Consider the following 20,284-nt stretch of genomic DNA (forward strand, 5'->3'; position numbering starts at 1 on the left):
TTAATTTTTAGTAAAGGTTACAGTGATTTGTCCAGTCTGAGCTGTTAATTTCGATAAATCAACAGTCTGATTATCTACTGTCAAAGCAACGCCTTTTACAACACCTAACGTAATTGTTACAGGACTTTTAGTTGCAACTGTTGTTTCCGCACTTTTCTTCTCTGGCGATAAGGTTACACCGCCCTCAAGTTCGCTTTCTGAAACGCTGACCCAACTTGTAACATCTGAAACTGCCAATTGCAATTTAACTGTTTCCTTACTTGTCTTATAAGCGATTTCTACATGATTTCCTTCGCCTGATACACTTATAGCTGATTCTATACTAGAAGAACTGCTAGATGAACTACTACTTGAGGAGTGAGGAACAGAGCTAGTTGAACTTATTGAACTTGTTGATTGAACCACACTGTAATTAGAAAGAGAAGGCCCCTCTGGTTGAGTTTGAATATAGTTCCAAACATAATAGGTCACAAAAATTAAAATCGATAAAGCAAAAAGGATAAAATAAAATAAAGGTAAAAAGGATGTTTTTTTCTTCTTTTTCTTACTTGAACGTCTACGACCTGTCAACTCATCTTCATCAACATCTACTTCCTCATAAGTAATCATACTCCCCGAATCATAAGCATCCAAAACAATTTGATCATCTAACTCAACAGCCCATGCATATTTTTTCAAGAAAGAACGCGTGTAAAAAGGACTTGGAAGTTGATCGAAATCGTCTGCTTCCATTGCTTCCAACATATCTAACTGGATTTCTGTCTTTTTCTGCAATTCATCTAAACTCAATCCCTGATTGATTCTAGCTAATCGTAAAACCTCACCAATTGTTTTTTTCCTCATACTTGTCATCCCTTCTTTCTAGTGTCTATTATGATAGGTTACTACGATGGGAATATTGTAAAATCAACTATATCCCCTTCATCTATTAAGTGATGCCCTGCTTCAAGGACATCCTCTAAAGTAATTTCCTGTAAAATCTTTGGTAAATCAAAAATTGTCTCACCATGTTCAAAAGCATCATATTGCGTTGCAATAAATTCAAGAGAGTTCATGCTACTGAAAAATTCTCCAAACATCTCTCTTTTGATAATATCTAAATGATCCTCTGTAATATCCAAATCCTTTGTAAAATTACGAATAGCCTTCCTAAACTGATGAGATAAAGCAACTGGCTCTTTCGTATCCATTGTCAACATAACAAAATGAAAACGACTTGTTACTTCAATTTCAAGAGATAAGGAAGCATCTATTTTACCTGATTCATATAACTTTTGAAAACGATCCGAAGTCCAACCAAACATCATTGCAAACAATAATTTTAATAAAATATGATGTCGATAGCAATCCGCTTCAGCAACTTTTCGCTTACCTCTAATCCCAATCGCTAGTTTAGGAGAAGATACTTCCATTCTCATACTGTCTGTTTGCTTTACAGCCTGTAAAACAATTTTTTCTCTTACTACTTCCTGAACATCTAAATCTTTCAGTTCTTTTCTTTCAAAATAGTCCTGTACTTGATCCACATCAAAATTACCAACTAAAAACAGAGACATGTTTACAGGTTTGTAAAATCTTGTAAAATTTTCTTGCAAATTAGTTAGATTAATTTGAGAAATGGACTCCTCACTTCCAACTATATCAGTTGCTAAAGGTGTACCAGGATACAAATTCGCTAAAGTTGAAAAGAATAAACACGAATCTGGGTCATCTTGATACATTTCTCGTTCTTGCTGAATAATATCCTGCTCTCTTAAAATGGAATATTCAGTAAAATGTGCTGATGTTACCAATTCATCAAGTAACTCTAAATTTTCTAAAAAATGATCCGTTGCTGAAAAAAGATAGCTTGTTTTTGTAAAGCTTGTAAAGGCATTACTATCTGCACCTAGACTCGTAAAAGCTGACATCAAATCGCTAGAATCTTCTCTCTCAAATAATTTATGTTCAAGAAAATGAGCAATTCCCGCAGGATATTGTTTTACATCTCCGTCAACTTCTGTGACAAGCGTATCTACCGAGCCAAACTGTACAGTTACACTCGCGTAAACCTCTTTAAATTCCTTTTTAGGTAGAAGAGCTACTGTCAATCCGTTTGCCAAACGAGTTCGATAAACCATTTCTTTTACAGCTGGATAGTATTTTTCTTCAAAAACAACCTTTGTCATTCTATTCCTTCCATAAAGTAAATTGCTTGTAACTTCACATTATTAGCTGCTCTACAAATAGCATCTTTGTCAATTTGTTCAAGCTTTTCAATCCAACTTTTAAAGTCTGCTGAAGATTTTCCAAGTAAGGCATTTTGATAAGCACGTTCAATTAATGAAGATTGATTATCTTGAGAAAGTAACAAAGACCGACGAATCATTTCCTTGGTCTGCTCTAACTCCAAGTCTGTAAAATGACCTTTTTTTAAATCAAGCAGTTGATTATTCATCATTTTTCGAGCCTGGTTCCGATTTTCTCGATCAATACCAGCATACATCCTTAAAAATCCACTAAATAAATCAAGCTGACTTGAAATGGTATAAGCTAACCCAGCATTTTCACGAACATTTGTAAAGAGCTTAGAGTGAGCAAATCCACCAAGTAAACCATTCATTACAATCATGGGTAAATGTTGCTCATCACCATATTCAGCAGAACAATGATAGCCCAACTCTAAAATAGACTGTCCCACATTTTTCCTAACCATTCCTTCCTGAAGGATATTGGAATAAGGTTGACAATACTGAATCTTTACATTACCTTCTCGACCTTTAAAACCAAATGATTCTAATACATTTTGAATTTCAACCTCATTAAAATCACCCAGGAAAAAGAAATCTATTCGATCATTGCCCAAAAATTCTTGGAAACAAGAATAAGAACTTTGTGGAGTTTCAGCTAAAATACGATTTCGTAAATCACTATACTCCAATTGGAGACGTTCATCATGAAAAAATAATTTATCTAATTCTTTATGTGCAAAATAAAAAGAATCATCCATATCAGCTGCTAAACTTGCTAGCAATTGCTTTTTCTCAATTTCAAATAAGGCTGGATCAAATCCATTATCAACTATCACGGGTGAAAAAAGAGTTTCTTTTACTAGTTCCAAAACCTGAGAAGTTAGCACATTTTTCTTACTTAAAAACTCATCACGAACATAAGTAAATGTCAATTCTACAATATGACTTTGCCCTCTTCTAAAACAATTGATTGACATATCTGTACCATATAGACTAGCCAAGTGTCTCCTCAAATTTTGAGAAGTAGGGTACAGCTGGTTAGCAGTCTCTAGCATACTCGCACTCAACATGCGACCTGCAATCGTATCAAGAGATAATGGAGCGGTAAAACGCACGGTGATTTTGTTCGTTTTAAACTTCTTTGATTGGATAAAATGTGTTGAAATTCCATGCACTAACTCCATGATTTACCTCCTTATATACAGACTTCTATTATATCACGAAAACCTGAAATTTTCTTGTTCCCTGTAACACTTTTGAAATAAAAATCGCTTACATTTCTCCCTGTTTCTCTCACCATTTTTAGGAAAATATGGTATAATACCAAAGATTGAGGTGAATTATGGAATACAAATTATTTGAAGAATTTATTACCCTCCAAGCACTACTCAAAGAACTTGGAATTACACATAGCGGAGGAGCTATCAAATCCTTTCTCTCTGAACATTCTGTTTACTTTAATGGGGAGTTAGAAAGTCGTCGTGGTAAAAAACTTCGCATTGGTGATAAAATTGACATCCCTGACATGAATATTGACATCTTGTTGACACAACCTACTTCTGAAGAACAAGATGAATACCAAGCTGATAAAGTTGAAAAAGAACGGATCGCTAAACTTGTAAAGGAGATGAATAAGGGAGTTAAAAAAGACAAATCCAAACCTACTTCATTACCCAAAAGCAAACAAGCTCCACGATTCCCTGGTAGATAATCATGTGGCTACAACATCTATCTCTCAAAACTTTTCGTAATTACAAAGAGACGAAAATAGACTTTAATCCTAAATTGAATGTCTTTTTGGGACGTAATGCACAAGGAAAAACAAATATGCTAGAGGCTATCTATTTTTTAGCCTTAACGCGTAGTCATCGAACTCGAACAGATAAAAATCTCATTCATTTTGATGAGGAACAACTTCATCTTTCAGGTCTCGTTCAGAAAAAAATTGGATCCATTCCCCTAGAAATAGAACTAACACAAAAAGGCCGTGTGACAAAAGTTAATCATTTAAAACAGGCACGCCTTTCAGATTATGTAGGACACATGAATGTTGTATTATTTGCTCCTGAAGATTTACAACTAATTAAAGGAGCACCTTCAGTTCGACGAAAATTTATTGATATGGAGCTTGGACAAATTAAGCCAATCTATCTATCTGACTTAACCAATTATAATCACATCCTAAAACAAAGAAATACTTATCTAAAATCAGCTCAAAAAATAGATGAAACCTTCCTTTCTGTGTTGGATGATCAGCTAATTGATTATGGATGTCGTGTAATGAATCACCGCTTAGATTTCATAAAAAAACTAGAAGCATTTGGTCGTAAGAAACATTTTGAACTTTCTAATCAGATTGAAGAGTTGTCAATATCCTATCAATCTTCTGTCAAGATAACTGACAAAGAAGACTTATCAGAATCTTTCAAAATTGCTTTAGAAAAAAGTAGGTCTAGAGATTTATTTAAAAAGAATACTGATGTTGGTCCTCATCGAGATGATATTTCTTTTTATATAAATGGGATGGATGCTAGTTTTGGAAGTCAAGGTCAACATCGTAGTCTCGTCCTATCGATAAAATTGGCAGAAATCGAATTAATGGAAAGTATTACTACAGAATCTCCAATATTGCTACTTGACGATGTTATGAGCGAACTTGACAATACCAGACAACTAAAATTATTAGAAACGATTTCTCAGTCAACCCAAACCTTTATTACAACAACAAGCTTAGATCATCTTCAAAATCTACCAGAAAATCTAAGTATTTTTGCTATTCAAGATGGTAAAGTTTTTGTAAACGAAACTTGACAACAATGTAAAAGAACTCCTGTTTTCGCAGGAGTTCTTTTCATTTCTTTTACATAGAATAATTTGGTGCCTCATTAGTAATTTGTACATCATGAGGGTGGCTTTCTTTCAAACCAGCACCGGACATTTCAATAAATTGAGCATTATCATGCAACTCTTTAAGGTTAGCTGCACCACAGTAACCCATACCAGAGCGAATACCACCAATCATTTGAAAGACAATATCAGCTGCCGCTCCTTTATAAGCAACACGACCTTCAATTCCTTCTGGAACAAGTTTATTTGCTTCATTGACAGAACCTTGGAAGTAACGATCGCTTGAACCTTTCTTCATTGCTGCGATTGATCCCATACCACGGTAAGTCTTGAACTTACGTCCTTGGAAGATTTCAGTTTCACCTGGAGCTTCATCAGTTCCAGCAAACATTGATCCAAGCATAACAGCATTTCCACCTGCAGCAAGGGCTTTTACAATATCTCCAGAATACTTGATTCCACCGTCAGCAATGATCGTTTTGCCATATTCACGCGCAACGGCTGCAGCATCATAGATAGCTGTTACTTGTGGAACACCAACACCAGCAATCACACGAGTAGTACAGATAGAACCTGGTCCAATACCAACCTTGACAACATCTACACCTGCTTCATAAAGGGCACGTGCACCTTCAGCAGTTGCAATATTTCCAGCAATCAAAGTACGATCTGGGAAGTGAGCACGAATCTCAGCAATTTTACGCAAGACACCTGCAGAATGACCATGTGCAGTATCAATAACAATCGCATCCGCCCCTGCCTCAAAAAGTGCCTCTGCACGTTCAAAGGTATCTGAAGTAACACCTACTGCACCTGCAACTAAGAGACGACCAAACTCATCTTTAGCCGCATTTGGAAACTCAATAACTTTTTCAATATCTTTGATAGTAATCAAACCAGAAAGACGGCCTTCTTCATCTACCAACGGAAGTTTTTCAATACGGTGTTCTTGAAGAATACTCTCAGCTGTTGCAAGGTCTGTACCCACAGGAGCAGTCACAAGATTTTCACTAGTCATATGGTTTGAGATTGGTTGGTTATAATCTGAAATAAAACGAAGATCTCGGTTTGTCAAAATACCAACCAATTTACGATTTTCAAGTGTTTCAACAACTGGAACACCACTGATGCGGTAACGTCCCATAAGCTCATCTGCTTCAGCAATTGTATGTTCAGGCGTCAAGAAGAATGGATCAATAATAACTCCATTTTCAGAACGTTTTACCTTGCGAACCTCGTCTGCTTGTTGAGCAATTGACATATTTTTATGGATAACTCCGAGACCACCTGCACGAGCAATAGCAATGGCCATTTGACTCTCTGTTACTGTGTCCATAGCAGCGGTAATAATTGGGATATTTAAAGTCAAATTATCTGCCAATTTAGTTGTTAAATCTGCATCGTTAGGCAACACATGACTTTCAGCTGGAATAAGCAATACATCATCAAAGGTAAAACCTTTTTTCAAAAATTTAGTGTCCCAATTAGACATTCGAAGTTTCCTCTTTTCTTTATTTTTGAGCTTGACTCTTTTTATATTGTATCTATCATACCATTCTATAAAAATTTGTCAAATGTTACAGGGGTAAATAAAAAACTATCCTTTCTTTCTGATAGAAATGATAGTTTCTTGTAAAAATAAACTTAGTTAAAGTAATGAAGTCCCATTGCTCCTTTAACCTCAGATAGGGTTTGACCTGCAACTTCACGCGCTCTTTCACTACCTTTTTGAAGCATATTATAAACTTCTCCCATATCCTTAGTAAATTCAATACGGCGCTCACGAATAGGACCAAGTTCACGTTCTAATATTTCAAGTAAATAACGTTTGGTTTTCACATCACCAAGACCACCTCGTTGATAATGTTCTTTCATTTCAGCAATTTCTTGAGCATCTTCTGGACGACCAAAAACATCTAGATAATGGAAAACCATATTTCCTTCAATTTTACCTGGATCCTCAACGCGGATATGATCTGGATCTGTATACATACTCATTACTTTTTTACGCAAAGTATCCGCATCATCAGCTAAATAAATACCATTATTGAGTGATTTAGACATTTTAGCATTTCCATCTAAACCAGGCAAACGACCTGCTCTTTCATTTTCTGGATAAATACCTTCCGGTTCTACCAAGACATCACAGTTATATGCATTGTTAAAAGAACGAACAATCTCGCGAGTTTGCTCAATCATTGGTTTCTGATCTGTCCCAACAGGAACATAATTAGCTTTGAAAGCAGTAATGTCAGCTGCTTGAGCGATTGGATAGACCAAGAATCCTGTCGGAATGCTTTCTCCAAACCCTTTCTGAGAAATCTCTGTTTTTACTGTGGGATTTCGCTCCAAACGTGCTAATGACACCAAATTCATATAATACATAGACAACTCAGCTAATTCTGGAATTTGGCTTTGAATAAAGATAGTTGATTTACTCGGATCCAATCCAACTGCAAGGTAATCCAAAGCCACATTTCCAATAGACTCTACAATGGTTTGAGGATCTTTGGCATGATCTGTCAAGGCTTGTTGGTCAGCCAAGAACACAAACATGTCATACTTATCCTCTTCCTGTAATAATACTCGATTTTTGAGACTTCCAACATAATGTCCAATATGCAATTTTCCTGTTGGACGGTCTCCTGTTAAAATAATGGGTTTAGTCATTTTGTTCTCCTTCGATATAGTCCCTTCAATTATAGCATTTTTTTAATGAAATAACCGCAATTTATCAAAATAAATCAACCTTGCTATTCACGGTTTTGTGTAAAGTGTACTGTAAATGTAATTTACACAAAATTAACAGATAAAAATTTGAATATTTCCGTATTTTCTAGTAGAATAAATATATTACATATATAGGAGAAAAACATTGCTTACAGTATCTGATGTTTCACTACGTTTTAGTGATCGCAAACTTTTTGATGATGTCAATATCAAATTTACAGAAGGAAATACTTATGGATTAATCGGTGCTAATGGTGCCGGAAAATCAACCTTTTTAAAAATTTTAGCTGGAGATATCGAACCTACTACTGGTCACATCTCTCTTGGTCCAGATGAGCGTCTCTCTGTTCTTCGTCAAAATCACTTTGACTATGAAGATGAACGTGCTATTGATGTCGTTATCATGGGAAATGAAAAACTTTATAGCATCATGAAGGAAAAAGATGCTATCTACATGAAGGAAGATTTCTCAGATGAGGACGGAGTCCGTGCTGCTGAACTTGAAGGAGAGTTTGCCGAGCTTGGAGGCTGGGAAGCAGAAAGTGAAGCCTCTCAACTACTTCAAAACCTAAACATTCCAGAAGAATTGCACTACCAAAATATGAGCGAATTGGCCAATGGTGAGAAAGTGAAGGTTCTCCTCGCCAAAGCACTTTTTGGTAAACCAGATGTTCTTCTTTTGGACGAGCCTACTAACGGTTTGGATATCCAATCTATTACTTGGCTAGAAGACTTCTTGATTGACTTTGATAATACAGTTATCGTAGTATCTCATGACCGCCACTTCTTGAATAAAGTATGTACCCACATGGCCGACCTTGACTTTGGAAAAATCAAACTCTATGTCGGAAACTATGACTTCTGGAAAGAATCTTCTGAGCTTGCTGCTAAATTGCTAGCCGACCGTAATGCCAAAGCAGAAGAAAAAATTAAGCAATTGCAAGAATTCGTTGCTCGTTTCTCTGCCAATGCTTCTAAATCAAGACAAGCAACATCACGTAAGAAAATGCTTGATAAGATTGAATTAGAAGAGATTGTGCCATCTAGTCGTAAATATCCATTTATCAACTTTAAAGCAGAACGTGAGATTGGTAATGATCTCTTGACAGTAGAAAATCTAACTGTAAAGATTGATGGTGAGACTATTTTAGATAATATCAGCTGTATCTTGCGTCCAGGTGATAAGACAGCTCTTATTGGACAAAATGATATCCAAACGACTGCATTAATTCGTGCAATCATGGGAGATATTGACTATGAAGGAACTGTCAAGTGGGGAGTTACAACTAGTCAATCTTACCTGCCAAAAGATAACTCAGCTGATTTTGCAGGGGGAGAATCAATCCTTGACTGGTTGCGTCAATTCGCAAGTAAAGAAGAAGATGACAATACTTTCCTACGCGGTTTCCTTGGTCGTATGCTCTTCTCTGGAGATGAGGTTAACAAACCTGTCAACGTCTTGTCAGGGGGAGAAAAAGTCCGTGTCATGCTTTCAAAACTCATGCTCTTGAAATCAAATGTCCTTGTCCTCGATGATCCAACCAATCACTTGGACTTGGAATCTATCTCAAGCTTGAATGATGGATTGAAAAACTTTAAAGAATCAATCATCTTTGCCAGTCATGACCACGAGTTTATTCAAACTTTGGCTAACCATATTATTGTCTTGTCTAAAAATGGCGTCATCGATCGTATCGATGAAACCTATGATGAATTCCTAGAAAATGAAGAAGTACAAGCAAAAGTTAAAGAACTTTGGAAAGACTAAATAAAACTTCAAAACTCAGTTGGGTTAACCAGCTGAGTTTTCTAACATTTTATGAGGTAACATGAAATTATTTTTTAAAACATATTGGACCTATTTTGTTTCTTTCATCATTCCCGTAGTCATTATGACAGGAGTATATCTATCTCAAGGTATCTACTGGAATAGCGATACATCCCCACTATTAGGAGATGGCTTTCATCAATACGTTATTTTTGATATAGCTTTACGAAATATCCTACATGGAAATGGTAGTCTGTTTTACACCTTTACAAGTGGCCTCGGATTAAATTTCTATGCCCTATCTAGTTATTACTTGGGTAGTTTCCTTTCACCACTAGTTTACTTTTTTAATCTGTCGAATATGCCAGATGCTGTCTATCTGACAACTCTCTTAAAATTTGGATTGATTGGTCTGTCAACCCTCTTTAGTCTAAATAGATTATTTAAAAATATTCCGAAATCTTTAAAACTAGCCTTATCTACTTCCTATGCTCTGATGAGTTTCACTGTTAGTCAACTAGAGATAAAAACCTGGCTGGATGTTTTTATCTTGATTCCTTTAATTATAACTGGTTTACACCTACTTATAACTGAAAAGAAATCCTCATTATACTTTACAAGTCTGTCAATCTTATTTATCCAAAACTATTATTTTGGCTATATGACAGCATTGTTTCTTATTTTCTGGTATCTCTGTCAAATTTCATGGGACTTTAAAACTCGAAAATCATCTTTTCTTGATTTCATAATCACCTCCGTTTTAGCTGGTATGGCTAGTTTGATTATGACTCTTCCCACTCTGTTTGATTTACAGACACATGGGGAAAAATTAACTGAAGTTACAAAGTTTCAAACTGAAAGTAGCTGGTATCTTGATCTCTTTGCTAAGCAATTCATTGGTTCCTTTGACACAACAAAGTATGGGGCCATCCCAATGATTTTTGTTGGACTGCTTCCCTTTATTTTGACCATTTTATTTTTTACACTGACATCCATTAAGTTTCACGTGAAACTTATCTATGCAATCTTCTTTACATTTCTAATTACAAGCTTTTATATTGAAACTCTTGATTTATTTTGGCAAGGCATGCATACTCCAAATATGTTTTTACATCGCTATGCTTGGATTTTCTCTACCTTGTTAATTTACACAGCAGCGGAAGCCTTAAATCGTCTGAAAGAACTTAAAATCTGGAACTTTTTATTTTCGCTTTTTCTTGTAGTAACAGGATTTTTAGCTACCATCTATCTAAAATCACATTATTCTTTTTTAACAGATTTGAATATTCTGCTTACTCTTGAATTTTTGGTTGTCTATTCGCTTTTACTCCTTGCAGTCATCAAAAAGTTTATCTCTGTAAATCTATTTGCCATTCTAATCTCTTTATTTATAATGGTTGAAATGAGTTTAAATGCTTCAGCTCAAATAGACGGAATTGCTAAGGAATGGGGATTTGCTTCTCGAAGTTCATATAATCGAGATATCCCAGCTATGGAATCTTTCTCAACATATATTGGGAATTCATTTACTCGTACTGAGAAACTAGAGACTCAGACAGGAAATGATAGTATGAAATTTAACTACAATGGAATCTCTCAATTTTCATCTGTTCGAAATCGTTCAGCAAGCTCTACTTTAGATAAACTTGGTTTTAAATCCTCTGGGACTAATCTCAATCTCCGTTATGCCAATAATAGTATTTTGGCTGATAGTTTATTTGGTATCCAGTACAATATCTCAGACAGTCCTATTGATAAGTATGGTTTCCAAGATATCTATCAAAAAGATAATCTTACCCTATATGAAAATCAATTCTCTCTCCCGATTGCCTTTGCTAGTCAATCTGTTTACAATGATGTCAAGTTTAATGAACATACCTTGGATAATCAGGCCTCATTTTTAAATCAACTTGCTGACGTCAATTTTGATTATTTTTCTCCAATACCCTATGAAAAAGCAGAGAATACTGATGATTTGATTAGTGTTATAAGTTCTTCAAATGAGGATGCAGCAATCCAATATCAAATTGAAGTGCCAGAAAACAGCCAAGTTTATCTTTCTTTCACAAACCTTCACTTTTCTAATGACAAACAAAAGAAGGTCGACATCCTTGTAAATGGAGAAAAGAAAACTTTTACAACTGATAATGTCTTCTCCTTCTTTAATCTAGGCTATACAAAAGAGAAAAAAACTTTCAATATCAATGTTAGTTTCCCTGGAAATTCACAAGTATCATTTGAATCTCCTACCTTCTACCGTTTAGATACCAAAACTTTCACCGAGGCAATTCAAAAAATTAAAGAACAACCTGTCACAGTATCAACTTCTAAAAACAAGGTCTTTACTGGATATGATGTTAAACAAGATACGTCCATTTTCTTCACCATTCCTTATGACAAAGGCTGGTCTGCCTACCAAGATGGGAAGAAAATAGAAATTAAACAAGCTCAAACTGGCTTTATGAAAGTTGACGTTCCTAAGGGAAAAGGAACTATTACACTTTCCTTTATTCCCAATGGTTTTGTTATTGGAGCAATCTGTTCCTTTACTTCTCTTTTTCTATTTGGAATCTATAATCACAAACGAAAGTCATCTAAGACATAAAAAATCGACCAGTTGGTCGATTTTTTTAATCTTCTTCCATTTTCTTAGGTCGATAGGCTAGCATACCTAAACCAGTAAATAGGGCTAATATCACAGCAAGGAAAATGACTTGATGATGAATATTTCCTATCATAGAGATTGTTTGTCGCAATCCCGAAACTGAATAACTCATTGGTAACCAAGGACTAATAGCTCTAAAGAAATCATTTGTCAAGGCAAGTGGATAAGTACCGGCACTTGATGCTAACTGTAATAAAAGCAAAATAAGAGAGAAGAAAGCTCCTATACGGCTATTCCATGTTGTTAATGCAGTTACCATAGACATAAATGTTAAGCTTGCGATAATAATTAAGAACAAGGTTCTCATTTCATGATTTGCTGTTAGACCAATAAGATGAACTCCTCCATATACCAAAATCCCTGCTAAAACAGCTATAATACCATTTATTTCAGCTCGAGATTTCAACCAAGCCCAACGGCTCTCTGGATGACGTCCTGAAGGCAACTTCGCAAAGATCATATTCGTTGATATTGCTGCAACAAAAAGAGCAACTGATATCATATAGGGAGCCATAGCAATCCCATTTACAGGAACTTGATCATTGTCTGTTTTTGAAAGATTGAGTGGATTTGACAAAATCTCTGCATTTTGAGATTCCGTAGATGCTGATTTGAGTTGATCACTAGCATTACCTAGTCCTTGTCCTAAAGAAGCAACTCCTGTCTGTAAATCTTCCAAACCAGAAGTTAACTTTGTTCCACCTTCTGCAAGTTTCCAAGATCCATCTGCCAATTTATTAGCTCCATTCTCTAATTGAGAAGCACCTGAAAGTAACTGACTGGATTTGTCTGCTAATTGACCTGATCCTGATTGTAATTTATCAACTCCTGCTATTAATTCTTGACTCTTTCGATTCAATTGATTGGAGCCAGTTGATAATTTTTCAATACCTGATACTAATTCTGGAGTTTTTTTAGCTAATTTTTCAATACCTGATACTAATTCTGGAGTTTTTTTAGCTAATTTTTCAATACCTGATACTAATTCTGGAGTTTTTTTAGCTAATTGACCAACTCCTGCTGTCAAGCTAGAAGATTTTTGTGTCAAGGTGTTTGAGCCTGAAACTAGTTGATCCAAACTACCTGTCAAGGTGGAATTTTTTTCACTTAGTTGACTTGAACCCTGAGAAACTTTATCAACACCTGTAGTATATGCCTTTACACCTGATGCAATTGACTGACTGGCAGGAACTAATTTGCTAGTAACAGCTCCTTGTATCTCTGTTAATCCACTTGACAATCCTGTCAAAGAAGTAGAAGCAAGCGGTAATACTTGATTAGCTTGATTTTTTAACGTCGAAAGATTTGAAGATTGATTTTGTAAGTTTTCTAAACTTCCCTGTAAACCTTGTACTAAAGCTATAATTGACTGAGCCGATTGAATACTATCAGTCGAATTTTGAGATACAGAAGCACTTATCTCAGCTTGTTGCTCACTTGTCAAGGATTGATAAGCTGCTGTTGATTGAATATTGGCTAATGTAGTTGCTTTTTCAGACTGAGTACTTACTAGCATTTGATTAGAAAGAGATACTATACTTGATAAAACAGAATCTAACTGTTTTGTATCTCCAACATCAATATTTTGAATAACTTGATTTAACTGATTCAGACCAGAAGATAATTGATTAATTTGATCTTTTTGCCCAGACGAAGCATCTAACTTACTAGAAAGTTGTTGAATCCCTTCACTTAATTGCTCCACACCCATTCGAAGGGTAGCTGATTGATTAGATAACTGACTCGCACCTGTTGCAAGATTTCCCACTCCATTTGTATAGGCACTAACACCAGATGAAAATTGAGTAAGACCTGCATTAAGCTGAGAAACACCGCCAGTATAGGATTCTACACCAGTATATAATTGATTGATTCCTCTTACTAATTCAGGACTTTTAGAAGATAATTGATTGATTCCTCCTACTAATTCAGGACTTTTAGAAGATAATTGATTGATTCCTCCTACTAATTCAGGACTTTTAGAAGATAATTGACCTAATCCCCTATCTAATTGACTCACTGCACCAGTATATGTAACTAAACCACTATTAAAATTCCCTAAGCCAAGATGAAGTTGTTCAACACCAGAGACATATGAAGATAATCCTTTAGTAAACTGCTCCGTTCCATTTGAAAATGTTAAACTTGAAGCTGCTAAAGAGTGTAGGTTAGTAGTTAATGTTTGACTTCCTGTCACTAACTGATTCGCTCCATCAGTTAATTTTTCACTACCAGAAGCTGCTTGACTCATACCATCCTTTAAATCGACCATTTTGTTGAATAAAGCTTTAGTATAGGTCTCGGTTACATTGGTTGAAACACTCTGCTTTAATTGTGTCATCGCAGAATCGCTCATCTTGCTGGCAATAAAGCTATGACCACTTGAAGTCTGATAATCGATTTGCATTTGCTCTGGATGATCCGTTAAAATAGAAGATGCTTTTTCAGATAAATCACTGGGTAAAGTCACTACCATATAGTAATCGCCATCTTCCAATCCCTTCTTTCCTTCATCTTCATCCACGAAATGAAAATCCAAGGTTTTATTTTCTTTTAAATTGGACACCATGTCTTTTCCTATTGCCATATTACTACCATTATAGGAAGCCTTTTTATCATTATTGACAACTGCCACAGGTAAGTCAGGCAATTGCCCATATGGATCCCACATTGATGACAAAAATATGATATTGTACAGAGCTGGAATAAGAGAAATACCTATCATGACAATAATAAAGGTTGGTTTTTTTAAAATTGCTTTCCATTCTTTAAACATAGTTTCTCCTTTTTTAAACATATTGTCTAAAATTTTGATATAATAGATTATACAATAAAAAATCTAAATTACAAGATAAAAAATCCATTTTTAGACATATAGTCTAATTTGTTTACAAGGAGGAAATATGCAAGAAAGTAACAAACGCTTAAAAACAAAGCGAACTATTGAAAATGCTATGGTACAACTACTGATAGAACAACCATTCGATCAAATTTCTACTGTCAAGTTAGCAGAAAAAGCCGGAATTAGTCGTTCCAGCTTCTATACTCACTATAAGGATAAGTATGATATGATTGAGCACTATCAAAGCAAGCTATTTCATACATTTGAATATATTTTTCAAAAACATGCTCATCACAAAAGAGATGCTATTTTAGAAGTATTTGAATATCTAGAGTCAGAACCACTTCTGGCTGCCCTTCTTTCTGAAAATGGGACCAAAGAAATCCAAAATTTCTTACGAAATAAACTTCATATCATGCTCAGTACAGATTTACAAAAGCGATTTATGCAACTGAATCTTAATACCACTGAATTAGAATATAGTAGCATCTATCTAACTCATGCACTTTTTGGTGTCTGTCAAACTTGGATTGCACACGGAAAAAAAGAAAGTCCTCAAGAAATAACAGACTTCCTTATGAAAATGCTTGGTGATACAAATTGATACAAAAAGAGGAACACAGTTGTGTTCCCTTTTATCTATACTCCGCCAGTAGGACTCGAACCTACGACATCATGATTAACAGTCATGCGCTACTACCAACTGAGCTATGGCGGATAAAATAGTCCGTACGGGATTCGAACCCGTGTTACCGCCGTGAAAAGGCGGTGTCTTAACCCCTTGACCAACGGACCTTCTATCTGTAGCAGATATAACCATTATATCAATTTCTTACTAATTGTCAATCACTTTTGAGATTTTTTCTCTAAAATATCTTTTAACTTTCTAATTTTTAACCTTGAAATAGGACAGCGATGGTCTTCATAGAAAACAACTTCTAGATTCTTTCGGTCAATTTCTCTAATATTGCCTATATTTACCAAAAATGACTTATGAGGAGAATAAAATCGCTGGGTATGTTTATCCTTTTCCTGAATATCTGTCATGGTACCGTAAAACTCTTTGGCAAAATTCTTACCAATAATGCGCAATTTATGAGAGACTCCTGTCGTTTCAATATACAAAATATCATGGTAAGGAATTTTTAAATCATTGCCCTTATAATTGTAGTCAAAATAATCTACAACATCTTCATTTTCAAGTAACATACTCTTCGTGTAGAAGATATTTTGCTCAATTCTCTTCTTAAATAACTCATCATTAATATCCTTATCAACAAAATCTAGGGCTGATACCTGGTATTTATAAGTTAGAGTCGCAAACTCTGATCGACTGGTGATAAAGACGATAATAGCGTAAGGATTGTAATGACGAATGAGCTGAGCAACCTCAAATCCTTTTTTCTCAATTCCATGAATATCGATATCTAGGAAATAAAGCTGGTTTACTTCATCGTTTTCAATGTATTCTTCAAATTCACGAACTTTTCCTGTCGTCTTGTATGATATTGGAATATTCGATTCTTTCGAAATTTCATCCAATATTCTTTCTAGTCTCACTTGATGTTCAATAACATCTTCTAAAATTAAAACTTTCATTCAAATTCCCTCTTAAATCTAATAATTTGTCTAAATGTACTGCCTTCCATCTCTGTTTCTAAAATGATGTTGTTGTACTTATCTAGTAGTTCTTTTACATTATTTAATCCGACTCCGCGATTTCTTCCCTTAGTAGAGAATCCTAATGCAAATAGATCTCCTGAAGGAGTCATCGTCATTTTACATGAATTCTGAATCACAATAACTGTTTCAGTTTCCATCTTAATAACTGCTACTTCCATCTGTTTTTTATAACTATCAGCCGATCCTTCGACAGCATTGTTCAATAAAACACTCATGATACGAACTAAATCCAACAGTTCGATTGGGAGCTGGGTAATCGTATCTTTTACTTCCAGTGTAAACTCTACACCATTATTTCGAGCATAGACAATTGACTGAGCAACCAAACTTCGTAAAGCTGAATCTTCTATGTTGTTCAAATCAAAGTAAGTATACTTATCTGAACGCAATTTATGATTGGCTTTGACCAAAACTTCATTGTAAACTCTGTAAATTTCCTGTAAATTACCACTGTCAATTGCCATCTGCATACTGACAAGCATCCCAGCATAGTCATGTCGAAAACCACGAATTTCATTATACAATCCAACAATTTCATCTGTATAATTCTGTAAATGTTTCTGTTCAAATTTCTTCTGCTTCAACGCAATCTCTTTCTCCATTTGAACTTTATGAGAATTCATTGCAAAGAAGGTCAAAAGGAGAGAAATAAAGACAATAGATGATAAAATACTTCCAAAACTATTCAAATGTTTAATCGTACTTACCATATCTGAAACGAAAGATACAATATGTAGCAATAGTAAAGCAAAAAATACTTTTGTCAAGAAAGGATAGAGGTAGTCCTTGTCAAAATAGGATAGTTCCAAATGGAAATAATGAATGATTTTTAAGACAACAAAATAGGTCAACACCGTTACAACAAAAAAGAATGGGTCATGATATTGTGAAACAAAATTGTCTCCTGTTATAGAGGATAAAGTTACGGACAGAAAGTTATGAGTGCTCTCATATAAAAGAGATAGTAGTAAACTTAGGAATAGTCCTCTATCCCTCTCGTACTGTTTAATCCATCGAAAATAGGAATATAATCCCAAAGGAAATAAAAATCTTGCAATCCCTATCTCATCTAAATGTAGAAGATATGAGGGAAAATCAAGAACTATTTCTGTTAGTAATATATAAGCACCAAAAACGTATAGTTCTTTTCTATTTATTTGACCTTTACAAATTAAACGGTAACTATGACTAATAATCAAAAAATAAACAATAACTATCCCAAATCCAAATAAATTCATTACTCTTTCCCCTTACTTCATTACTTTTTTCGTGGGAAAATAAAATCAAATCGGATTTTTGGCAGTCTACTTTCCCCACCTTTAATCTTTTGCAAGTCTTTTTCCTTCAAGTCTACAAACTGTTCCAATTTAACTGTGTTTTTCATAATAAAATCTCCTAAAATGTTTTTTTCTTGTAAGCTAACTTACAAAAACCATTATACAAAATGGAATTTCATTTTAGATAAAATTCTCTCAACTGTCATTTTTTTCTCCCCAAGTGTACTTTTTTAAGAAAAAAGCCGGGAAAATTCCCAGCTTTGCTACTATATTGATCCCAGCAGGATTCGAACCTGCGACCGTTCGCTTAGAAGGCGAATGCTCTATCCAGCTGAGCTATGAGACCTAACACAATCATTCTACCAAAAATTCAATTAAAAGTCAATTTTCTATTTATGGTAGGGTGATCCCTGCTGAATCGTAAAAGCCCGATAGATTTGTTCAGCAAGGACTAGTCTCATTAACTGATGGGGCAAGGTTAGACGGCCAAAACTGACAGAAAGATTAGCTCTCTTTTTTACATCCTGAGCTAACCCCAGACTCCCTCCAATAATAAAGGTAAGAGTAGAAAATCCTTTTATAGAAGCTTCTTCTAACTGCTTACTAAATTCTTCTGAAGAGAAAGTTTTCCCTTCAATAGCTAACGCAATAACAAAATCACGGTCGCCAACTTTTGATAAAATTCTCTGACCTTCTATTTCTAAAATCTTTTGATTTTCTGACTCACTGGCCTTATCTGGTGTTTTTTCATCTGCTAGCTCAATCATTTCAAGCTTAGCAAATCGAGAAATTCGTTTTGAATACTCTGCAATACCATCTTTTAAATACTTTTCTTTCAGTTTTCCAACTGTTACAACTTTAATTTTCATGACTCTATTCTAACATATTCTCTATTTTTTCACATCTTATTCACAAAATAAAAGGTTAATTTTAACTGAGAAAACCACAGATTTTTGAAAGTTATCCACAATCTGTGAAAAACTTTTATTTTTAAGTTATAATTAAGCTAGTCAGTTTATACTTTCAGTAATTTCAAACATATGGAGGCAAATATGAAACATCTAAAAACATTTTATAAAAAATGGTTTCAATTATTAGTCGTTATCGTCATTAGCTTTTTTAGTGGAGCCTTGGGTAGTTTTTCAATAACTCAACTAACTCAAAAAAGTGGTGTCAATAGCTCTAACAACAATAGCACTATTACACAGACTGCCTATAAAAACGAAAATTCAACAACACAGGCTGTTAATAAAGTAAAAGATGCTGTTGTTTCTGTTATCACTTATTCGGCAAACAGACAAAATAGCGTATTTGGCAATGATGATACTGACACAGATTCTCAGCAAATCTCTAGTGAAGGATCTGGGGTTATTTATAAAAAGAATGACAAAGAAGCTTACATTGTAACCAATAATCACGTTATAAATGGTGCTAGTAAAGTAGATATTCGCTTATCAGATGGAACTAAAGTACCTGGAGAAATTGTTGGAGCCGACACTTTCTCTGATATTGCTGTCGTCAAAATCTCTTCAGAAAAAGTGACAACAGTAGCTGAGTTTGGTGATTCTAGTAAGTTAACCGTAGGAGAAACTGCTATTGCTATTGGTAGCCCGCTAGGTTCTGAATATGCTAATACTGTCACTCAGGGTATTGTATCTAGTCTCAATCGAAATGTGTCCTTAAAATCTGAAGATGGACAAGCCATTTCTACAAAAGCCATCCAAACTGATACTGCTATTAACCCAGGTAACTCTGGCGGTCCACTAATCAATATTCAAGGACAGGTTATCGGAATTACCTCAAGTAAAATTGCCACAAATGGAGGCACATCTGTAGAAGGTCTTGGTTTCGCAATTCCTGCAAATGATGCTATCAATATTATTGAACAATTAGAAAAGAACGGAAAAGTGACGCGTCCAGCTTTGGGCATCCAAATGGTCAATCTCTCAAATATTAATACAAGTGATATTAGAAGACTTAATATTCCAAGCAGTGTAACATCTGGTGTAGTTGTTCGTTCTGTACAAAGTAATATGCCTGCCAATGGTCACCTTGAAAAATACGACGTTATTACAAAAGTAGATGATAAAGAGATTGCTTCATCAACAGACTTACAAAGTGCTCTTTACAATCATTCTATCGGAGACACCATTAAGATCACTTACTATCGTAACGGTAAAGAAGAAACTACATCTATTAAACTTGACAAGAGTTCAGGGGATTTAGAATCTTAATTGACAT

General features: G+C 34.9%; 16 protein-coding genes and 3 tRNA genes. 6 read left to right on the forward strand and 13 right to left on the reverse strand.

The features are described 5' to 3' along the window. Genes rodZ through yfmF form a run of 3 tightly spaced genes read right to left on the reverse strand, consistent with a single transcriptional unit; the run spans position 1 to position 3,415 of the window. Positions 1–843, reverse strand: coding sequence for a cytoskeleton protein RodZ (rodZ, locus tag QM865_RS06135; protein WP_414306262.1), 843 nt, complete (start codon positions 841–843; stop codon positions 1–3). Positions 844–884: 41 nt separating this feature from the next. Continuing rightward, the gene (gene yfmH / locus QM865_RS06140; protein ID WP_414306263.1) at positions 885–2,168 is read right to left on the reverse strand and encodes an EF-P 5-aminopentanol modification-associated protein YfmH; all 1,284 of its coding nucleotides are present in this window, start codon (positions 2,166–2,168) and stop codon (positions 885–887) included. Beyond that, a complete protein-coding gene (gene yfmF / locus QM865_RS06145) occupies positions 2,165–3,415 on the reverse strand; it encodes an EF-P 5-aminopentanol modification-associated protein YfmF (protein WP_414306264.1) in 1,251 nt (416 codons plus the stop codon). The genes yfmH and yfmF overlap by 4 nt, the downstream gene beginning before the upstream one ends. 158 nt (positions 3,416–3,573) lie before the next feature. Between yfmF and yaaA the strand changes: the two genes are divergently transcribed. Beyond that, the gene (gene yaaA / locus QM865_RS06150; protein ID WP_045612493.1) at positions 3,574–3,942 is read left to right on the forward strand and encodes a S4 domain-containing protein YaaA; all 369 of its coding nucleotides are present in this window, start codon (positions 3,574–3,576) and stop codon (positions 3,940–3,942) included. A 2-nt stretch (positions 3,943–3,944) separates the two neighbouring features. Then, positions 3,945–5,042: a DNA replication/repair protein RecF gene (gene recF, locus QM865_RS06155; protein WP_414306265.1), complete on the forward strand. Its 1,098-nt coding sequence runs from the start codon at positions 3,945–3,947 to the stop codon at positions 5,040–5,042. A 49-nt stretch (positions 5,043–5,091) separates the two neighbouring features. Here the strand turns inward: recF and guaB are convergent, their stop codons facing one another. Then, on the reverse strand, positions 5,092–6,570 hold the full coding sequence (gene guaB / locus QM865_RS06160; RefSeq protein WP_000073418.1) for an IMP dehydrogenase: 1,479 nt from the start codon (positions 6,568–6,570) through the stop codon (positions 5,092–5,094). A 152-nt stretch (positions 6,571–6,722) separates the two neighbouring features. Then, on the reverse strand, positions 6,723–7,748 hold the full coding sequence (gene trpS / locus QM865_RS06165) for a tryptophan--tRNA ligase (RefSeq protein WP_414306266.1): 1,026 nt from the start codon (positions 7,746–7,748) through the stop codon (positions 6,723–6,725). A gap of 205 nt (positions 7,749–7,953) precedes the next feature. Between trpS and QM865_RS06170 the strand changes: the two genes are divergently transcribed. Then, positions 7,954–9,576: an ATP-binding cassette domain-containing protein gene (locus QM865_RS06170; RefSeq protein WP_414306267.1), complete on the forward strand. Its 1,623-nt coding sequence runs from the start codon at positions 7,954–7,956 to the stop codon at positions 9,574–9,576. Positions 9,577–9,637: 61 nt separating this feature from the next. Next, positions 9,638–12,181, forward strand: a complete 2,544-nt coding sequence (locus QM865_RS06175; protein WP_414306268.1) for a YfhO family protein — start codon at positions 9,638–9,640, stop codon at positions 12,179–12,181. Between the two features lie 25 nt (positions 12,182–12,206). Here QM865_RS06175 and QM865_RS06180 read toward each other — a convergent pair whose 3' ends face one another. Next, positions 12,207–15,017, reverse strand: a complete 2,811-nt coding sequence (locus tag QM865_RS06180; RefSeq protein WP_414306269.1) for a YhgE/Pip family protein — start codon at positions 15,015–15,017, stop codon at positions 12,207–12,209. Between the two features lie 127 nt (positions 15,018–15,144). Between QM865_RS06180 and QM865_RS06185 the strand changes: the two genes are divergently transcribed. Beyond that, positions 15,145–15,687 carry a TetR/AcrR family transcriptional regulator gene (locus tag QM865_RS06185; RefSeq protein WP_001158259.1) on the forward strand — a complete coding sequence of 181 codons (543 nt, stop codon included), beginning with the start codon at positions 15,145–15,147 and terminating at the stop codon, positions 15,685–15,687. Between the two features lie 40 nt (positions 15,688–15,727). Here QM865_RS06185 and QM865_RS06190 read toward each other — a convergent pair. The 7 genes from QM865_RS06190 to rlmH form a co-directional block, all read right to left on the reverse strand. Beyond that, positions 15,728–15,801 (reverse strand) — tRNA-Asn (locus tag QM865_RS06190). Positions 15,802–15,806: 5 nt separating this feature from the next. Further along, positions 15,807–15,878: transfer RNA gene (locus tag QM865_RS06195), tRNA-Glu, on the reverse strand. Between the two features lie 51 nt (positions 15,879–15,929). After that, complete coding sequence (gene comE / locus QM865_RS06200; RefSeq protein ID WP_101786257.1) at positions 15,930–16,682, reverse strand: competence system response regulator transcription factor ComE; 753 nt, start codon at positions 16,680–16,682, stop codon at positions 15,930–15,932. Continuing rightward, positions 16,679–18,004 carry a competence system sensor histidine kinase ComD gene (gene comD, locus QM865_RS06205; RefSeq protein ID WP_414306270.1) on the reverse strand — a complete coding sequence of 442 codons (1,326 nt, stop codon included), beginning with the start codon at positions 18,002–18,004 and terminating at the stop codon, positions 16,679–16,681. Before comD ends, comE begins: the two co-directional genes overlap by 4 nt. A gap of 20 nt (positions 18,005–18,024) precedes the next feature. After that, positions 18,025–18,150: a competence-stimulating peptide ComC gene (gene comC, locus QM865_RS06210; RefSeq protein WP_414306271.1), complete on the reverse strand. Its 126-nt coding sequence runs from the start codon at positions 18,148–18,150 to the stop codon at positions 18,025–18,027. A 165-nt stretch (positions 18,151–18,315) separates the two neighbouring features. Further along, a tRNA-Arg gene (locus QM865_RS06215) sits at positions 18,316–18,389 on the reverse strand. Between the two features lie 43 nt (positions 18,390–18,432). After that, complete coding sequence (gene rlmH / locus QM865_RS06220; RefSeq protein ID WP_414306272.1) at positions 18,433–18,912, reverse strand: 23S rRNA (pseudouridine(1915)-N(3))-methyltransferase RlmH; 480 nt, start codon at positions 18,910–18,912, stop codon at positions 18,433–18,435. Between the two features lie 183 nt (positions 18,913–19,095). Here rlmH and QM865_RS06225 point away from each other — a divergent pair, with 183 nt between their 5' ends. After that, positions 19,096–20,277 (forward strand): S1C family serine protease, encoded by a 1,182-nt coding sequence (locus QM865_RS06225; RefSeq protein ID WP_414306273.1) that lies wholly within the window; start codon positions 19,096–19,098, stop codon positions 20,275–20,277. Positions 20,278–20,284 lie beyond the last annotated feature (7 nt).

This window comes from Streptococcus mitis, assembly GCF_047462815.1.
GTDB lineage: Bacteria > Bacillota > Bacilli > Lactobacillales > Streptococcaceae > Streptococcus > Streptococcus mitis_DO.